Origin of the sequence: Methanobrevibacter sp. 87.7 (assembly GCF_002208625.1) — an archaeon.
GTDB lineage: Archaea > Methanobacteriota > Methanobacteria > Methanobacteriales > Methanobacteriaceae > Methanarmilla.
Window position 1 is genome coordinate 1 of the sequence record NZ_MRCT01000108.1, and the last position, 6,526, is coordinate 6,526.

General features: G+C 23.4%; 6 protein-coding genes. 2 read left to right on the forward strand and 4 right to left on the reverse strand.

Annotated elements, in window-relative coordinates:
- Both BGI41_RS05970 and BGI41_RS05975 read right to left on the reverse strand, forming a co-directional pair.
- Positions 1-682 (reverse strand): hypothetical protein (locus BGI41_RS05970; protein WP_198945425.1); only part of this gene is annotated, 682 nt, incomplete at its 3' end.
- Positions 676-1,479: a class II glutamine amidotransferase gene (locus BGI41_RS05975; RefSeq protein WP_088539484.1), complete on the reverse strand. Its 804-nt coding sequence runs from the start codon at positions 1,477-1,479 to the stop codon at positions 676-678. The genes BGI41_RS05975 and BGI41_RS05970, both read right to left, overlap by 7 nt.
- Before the next feature lie 272 nt (positions 1,480-1,751).
- Between BGI41_RS05975 and BGI41_RS05980 the strand changes: the two genes are divergently transcribed.
- Positions 1,752-2,870, forward strand: coding sequence for a pyridoxal phosphate-dependent aminotransferase (locus BGI41_RS05980; RefSeq protein ID WP_088539487.1), 1,119 nt, complete (start codon positions 1,752-1,754; stop codon positions 2,868-2,870).
- A gap of 347 nt (positions 2,871-3,217) precedes the next feature.
- Positions 3,218-4,126, forward strand: coding sequence for a cation diffusion facilitator family transporter (locus BGI41_RS05985; protein WP_088539489.1), 909 nt, complete (start codon positions 3,218-3,220; stop codon positions 4,124-4,126).
- Positions 4,127-4,284: 158 nt separating this feature from the next.
- Here the strand turns inward: BGI41_RS05985 and BGI41_RS05990 are convergent, their stop codons facing one another.
- Positions 4,285-5,721 (reverse strand): glutamate--cysteine ligase, encoded by a 1,437-nt coding sequence (locus BGI41_RS05990; protein WP_088539492.1) that lies wholly within the window; start codon positions 5,719-5,721, stop codon positions 4,285-4,287.
- A 12-nt stretch (positions 5,722-5,733) separates the two neighbouring features.
- Positions 5,734-6,526 (reverse strand): hypothetical protein (locus BGI41_RS08385; protein ID WP_198945426.1); only part of this gene is annotated, 793 nt, incomplete at its 5' end.

The following is a 6,526-nucleotide window of genomic DNA, read 5'->3' on the forward strand; positions in this document are numbered from 1 at the left end:
CATAATCAGTATTATCATCTAAAAAAACAGAATTAGAAAATAAAATTGCTTTAATAGGTTCTAATTTAGAGAATGTATTTATAGTATCAATCAATTCATTATAAGGAACATCTAATTGAACTTGACATGAACTTGAAAATAAACCATACTCTGGATAATCATGAAAATACATTCTATCCTTATATTTAGGATAAGATTTTAAATGATGATAAAGCATCAAATATCTTTCACTAGGAATAGGTTTTTTAATATCATATTTCCAATATGGATTAATACCCATTCCAGTTAATGTATGGTTTCTTTTTTCAAATTCTTTCTTAACAAATTTATAATATTTTGAAAAACGTTTATTAATAGTGAATAAATCTTTTTCTTTACCCATTGCAAATTCTATATTGTTATAAGAACAATCATAACAAAGTACATCCCCATTAACTTTATTTTTCAAAGAATAAATATTTCCTTCATGATCTAATCCATCGATTTCAAAAGAAGGAAATTCTTCCATAAATAATTTAGTTATCTCATGAACAATATTAAAATCCACAGGATCTTTATTTAAATTAAGAATCGGAATTTCAATTTCTATTCCAATATATTCCTCTTTATTATTTTTAGTAGGTAATATAAATCTTTGATAAATCTTTTCCTTAATATCTTTTTTAGTAATGCCATTTACCATACATATTCTCCTTCAGAAACATTATCTAATGATTTTAAAAATTTTTTAATAAAAATTGATTGTTCCGGAGTTTCAATGTATTCATTATTATGAGGTTTAGATTTAAACACTAAATTACCATCTTTATAACATAATAAAGTATTTAATGGTACATCTTCCCAATGTCCATTATTTAATGGTTTAGTTGAAAACATTATACTAGAATCAGATTTTAAGTAATGTAAAGAGTCTTTGCAATTCATATGAACATAAAAATATTCACCATCAAAAAGCATTAAGTCTAATTTATTATTAAATGATAAATTATTAACTAAATTACTTATTAAATTAAAACGTTCTTTTATACTTAAAGATTCTCCTTTTTCATATTCTCTTTTATTAATCTCATCTACAATATAAAGTAAAATTCTTTCAGAATCTGTAGTTCCTTCCTGAACCATAGCATATTTACATAAATCAGAACTATCAAATATTGTCCCATTATGAATTAATGTCCACATTCTACCAGAATCATCCTTTTTATAAAAAGGATGACAATTAGATAGAGTTAAGTTACCTATTGTAGCAAATCTAATATGTGCAAAAACATTTTTATTCATTATTGGATTATCTAAAATTTTTTTCAATTTTAAACTTCTTCTTGCATTAATAGGTTCTTTATAAATAGAATAATTTTGAGAATCTAATAAAGCTAAACCCCATCCATGAGGATGACAATTACAATGAGAATAAAAATCTTTTAAATAGTCATTTACTGCAAAAGGTTTACTTGAAGAATAACCAAATAACTCACACATATTATTACCTCACATTAATTTATATTAAAACAATTATTAAAAATTTTTTTAAATTTAATAAAAATACAAGAATATTTAAAAATTTAAAATAAAATATAAATAAAAAATTCTTTTATAAAATATTTTAAAATAAAATACAAAATAAGTCCCAATTAAACAAATTTTAAAATATAATATAATTATTTACTAAAAGAGTTTTAAAATAAACAATTTAATAGATTGAAAATATCTTAATAAAAATTTTAGGTTATAAAAATTAAAGATGTGTGAAAATGATTAAAAATACAAAAAGAGCAAATTCAATAGAATTATCACAAATTAGGAAAATGTTTGAAAATACAAATCCTGATGCAATTAATTTAGGAATTGGAGAACCAGATTTTGATGTTCCAGAAAATATTAAAAATGCAATGAAAAAAGGAATTGATGATGGTTTAACACATTACACTCCAAATAGAGGTTTTGAAAACCTTAGAACAGAAATCGTAAAAAAATTAGAAAAAGAAAATAATATCAAAACAGAAATAAATGATATTATAGTAACTTGTGGAGCAAGTGAAGCATTGTATGATTGCTGTCAAGCATTTTTTGAGAAAGGTGATGATGTATTAATACCAAATCCTGGATTTTTATCATATGAAGCATGTGTAAGATTATCAGAAGCAAATCCTATAAGTGTAGATACACCAATGGAACAAAAATTTAAACTTAAAGTTGAAGATATTCAAGAAGCAATCACACCAAATACAAAAGGATTAATCATTAACTCACCATCAAATCCAACAGGAGCAGTAATGGATAAAGAAGATATAAAAGGAATTGCAGATTTAGCAACAGATTATAACTTTTTAATTATATCTGATGAAATATATGAAAAAATTATTTATGATAATAAAAAACATTATTCTCCTGGAGCATACAGTGATAATGTAATTACAATTAATGGTTTTTCAAAAACTTATGCTATGACTGGTTTAAGAATAGCTTATATGAGTTCTCCTTCAGATTTAACAGAAGAATTATTAAAAATACATCAATATGCTACAGCATGTTCAAGTTCAATATCACAAATTGGAGCATACGAAGCATTAAAAGGACCTCAAGATTCTGTTAAAAAAATGGTTGATGAATTTAATAAAAGAAGAAATCTTATTCTAAGTAGATTAAATGATATGGGACATGAATGTGTTAAAGCAGAAGGAGCATTTTATGTATTCCCTAAAATTGAAAATCCACAAGAATTTGTTAAAAAAGCAGCTGATGCTGGAGTAATTACAGTACCAGGAATTGCATTTGGATCTATGGGAAAAGAAAATGTTAGAATGTCTTATGCTAATTCATATGAAAATATTGAAAAAGCAATGGACATACTTGAAAAATTAGAGAAATAACTCTAATTATACATTTTAAAAATATAAAAAATACTTATTTTAAAATAATTTTATTTTTTAAAATTTTCTAGTAAAAAATCATATTATTTAAAACTATTTTTTTTTCAATTTAAAATTACTAATTTAAAAACTTTAAAAAACTACTAAAAAGAAAAAATAATGAAAAATTATTAAATCTAAAAGTAATAAAAAAGACTTAAAAACATTTAAAAATTATTAAAAATAACTTAAAATTTTTATACACTTAAAAATTAAACTTAAATTATGTTGTATGATTAAAAAAGATTTCTTTTAAATATTACAAAAAATAAAAGTAAAGACTAATAAATTATAGTGAAATTGTAAAAATGAAAAAAGAAGAAAGAAATATTTATGGAAAACAAGCAGCATTAGTTGGAATTGTAGGTAATACATTTCTTACAATATTTAATATACTCGTTGGAGTATTTTCAGGAAGTTATGCACTTATTGCAGAAGGTGCACATACTTTATCTGATGTTGCAACATCAATAATTGCATTTATAGGATTTAAACTTGCAAGTAAACCTGCAGATCATGACCATCCTTTAGGACATGGAAGAGCAGAAGCAATAAGTGGTCTTGTAATTGTTGTATTTTTAGCAGTAGTTGCATATGAAATTATAAGTGGTGCAATAAAAAACTTATTAATTACACAAACACCAAGTGTACCATCATATCTTGCAGGAGTTATGGCAGTAATTGGAATAATAGCAAATATTGCTATGAGTCAAAAAATTATATCTATTGGAAAAAGTATAAACAGTCCTGCAATTATTGCAGATGGAAAACACCAAAGAGTAGATTTATTATCTTCACTTGCAATTGTAATTGGAGTAATAATTTCTCATTTAGGATTTACTAGAATTGATTCAATTATTGGATTATGTATTGGATGTTTAGTTTTAAAAACAGCATATGAAGTAGGAAAAGATAATATTAATAATATTATGGGCAAAGTTCCTTCAAATGAATTAATCAAAGAAATTGAAGAAATTGGGGATTCTGTAAATGGTGCAATTGAAATACATGATATTAGAGTTAATTTCTTCGGTTCATATGCGACAGTAACTTGTCATGTTTCTGTAGATCCAAAATTAAGTATTATTGAAGCACATAAAATTACACATGAAGTACAAAATAAAATAGAAAATAAAATAGATATTGTTCATGGAGTTACTGCACATGCATGTCCTTATGGAATAAAATATGACCATAATCAACAATTAGATGAATAAATCTTTTTTATCTACTTTTTTAATTTTTTTAATAAGAAACTAATTCTAAAAAATATAAATAAATAGCTAAAAAAATAGCTAAAAAACTAATTCTAAAAATATAATAAAAAATAGAACTTTAAAAATTTAATAAAATAATAAAAAATTTAAATTAAAAATTAATTAGAATATTTACCTTGAAGAGCAATAGGTACATATTTATTAAATTTATCATCATTTAATAAGTTAGTATGATTAACAATATACTGACTTGTTTTCTTATTATTCATAGATAAATTCATTTGACTTTTAATAAATCCTTCTTTTTTAACTAATTTAAGAAGACGTTTACCATAAGTTAATGATGGATTAAGGAATCTTTTTTTCAATGATCTTAAAATTGGTTTATAATAATCCATATCCAATTCATATACCATTTTCTCCATACCTTCAAATATCTCTAAACCCCAGTCTTTAAAACTTACTTTTTTACCATCTTTTAATAATTCTAAATCTGGAAGATAACCAAATTGAGCAACTTTTTCTTCATTTAAAATAGCTTCTTCTTGCCAATTTTCATAATCAGATTCATCTAAAATAAGACAGTATATTAAAAATAAATGTAAGAAATCCATATCTTTTTGAATAAGACCACATTTGTAGAAAGGATTAATATCTAATGTTCTAACTTCAAGATATTGAATACCTTTTTCATTTAAAGATTCAAGCATTTTATTTGGATTTTTAGGTTTTAATCTAATTTGAGTATATAATTCCTTAGCTTCAGATAATATACCTTTATCAACAAAACTTTGAACATCACGAGTAAATTCCTTTACATTATTATAACTAGGCCATAAAGGTTCTAAATTTTTATAACCACAGGAAGCATTTCTTAAAGAAGGTCCATATTCTGTATAAAAACTTCCATTATTATCTGAAATACTAGTTAATTTAATACACTCATCTGTAAAACTTTTATGTGCTGCAACAGAACATCCAGTAAGATAAATTATAAACCATGCATGTTTAATATAATTTCTTGCAATTTTTAAATATAAACTATCTTTAAATCCTTTATAATTAATATCTATAAAAGTATCTTCAATAATATGTTTATAAAATTCTTGTACCATTTCATCTTTAAATGAAAAATTAAAATGAATACCTGAAATTAATTGTTTACGAAGACCATATTTTTTTGCAAGACCTTTCCTATAATCCATTGATTTTTTAGCTAATTCTTTCTTACCATAATACTTTGCAATAGGTATTTTACTTGAATCTGGAAGTATACAAGGTAAAGATTGGAACCATATAAATTCATCATCATCTAAAGAAACATTAACTAAATCAGAAATAAATGAAAAAAACTGAAATGCTTCTTTAACACTATTAAATGCTGGAGTAATAATTTCAACTTGACTTTCTGAAAAATCAGTAGTAATATATGGATTAGTTAATTTATTTCCAAATACTGTTGGATGTGGTCTAAGAGATAAACTACCATCTTCTAAAGTTCTTAATCCTTCCCATTCAATTCCAAATAATCCTTCTAATAACCTTTCTCCAGTAAAATATTCTTTTAAAGTGGATAAACTAAAAACATCATCCATAATATCACTCATTTATATTAACTTACCATATTCTTTTATAATTTCATCTAAACTAATATTTTCATCAAGTAAGGATAATAATCTTTTACCTGGATTAGTTCTATTATCAATATTTTTATATATTGGTTCTAAAAAAATTTCTTCACCATATCCTCTTTCTTTAAGTCCAGTATATGCTAAATCAACGATTTGTTTACATAAATCATATAATTCATCTTCAGAAACAAATTTTGGAAGATCTCTTTTAGTAAATAATTTACGTAATTCAGTTGGAGAATAACCTAAATTATATAAATTTGAATTAGATATTAATTTATTTATTTCATTAAGCTTATGTTTTAAACCAACATGAAATGCAGGAGAAGACATTGAAGCAGAAATAGGTTGAGTACATACACTTCTATATTCTATTGTACCTCTAAAAGTAATATCTATAAATTTAAATGTTCTTACATAATCAATATCACTTAAGGAAGGAGTAAATTTAATAGTTTTATACTCACCATTATCATAATATTCACCAGTAATTTCATCTTTACTAAAATATTCATATAAATTCATTGATGTAAAATTAATATAAACTCCATTTCTAACTATAGAATAAATATTTAATGTAGATAAATAATTAGATAATTGAGAAATATCCTTAAGTTCAATATCATACATTCCAATATTATGAGGATTTATACCATGAGTACTATTCTCCCAAAATATATCTCTAAAACAGACATAATCAGTATTATCATCTAAAAAAACAGAATTAGAAAATAAAATTGCTTTAATAGGTTCTAATTTAGAGAATGTA

What these genes read in the sequence shown, in the direction of transcription:
- BGI41_RS05975 (WP_088539484.1), bottom strand. Translation starts at nt 1,479, where the DNA reads ATGTGTGAGTTATTTGGTTATTCTTCAAGTAAACCTTTTGCAGTAAAT.
- BGI41_RS05980 (WP_088539487.1), top strand. Translation starts at nt 1,752, where the DNA reads ATGATTAAAAATACAAAAAGAGCAAATTCAATAGAATTATCACAAATT.
- BGI41_RS05985 (WP_088539489.1), top strand. Translation starts at nt 3,218, where the DNA reads ATGAAAAAAGAAGAAAGAAATATTTATGGAAAACAAGCAGCATTAGTT.
- BGI41_RS05990 (WP_088539492.1), bottom strand. Translation starts at nt 5,721, where the DNA reads ATGGATGATGTTTTTAGTTTATCCACTTTAAAAGAATATTTTACTGGA.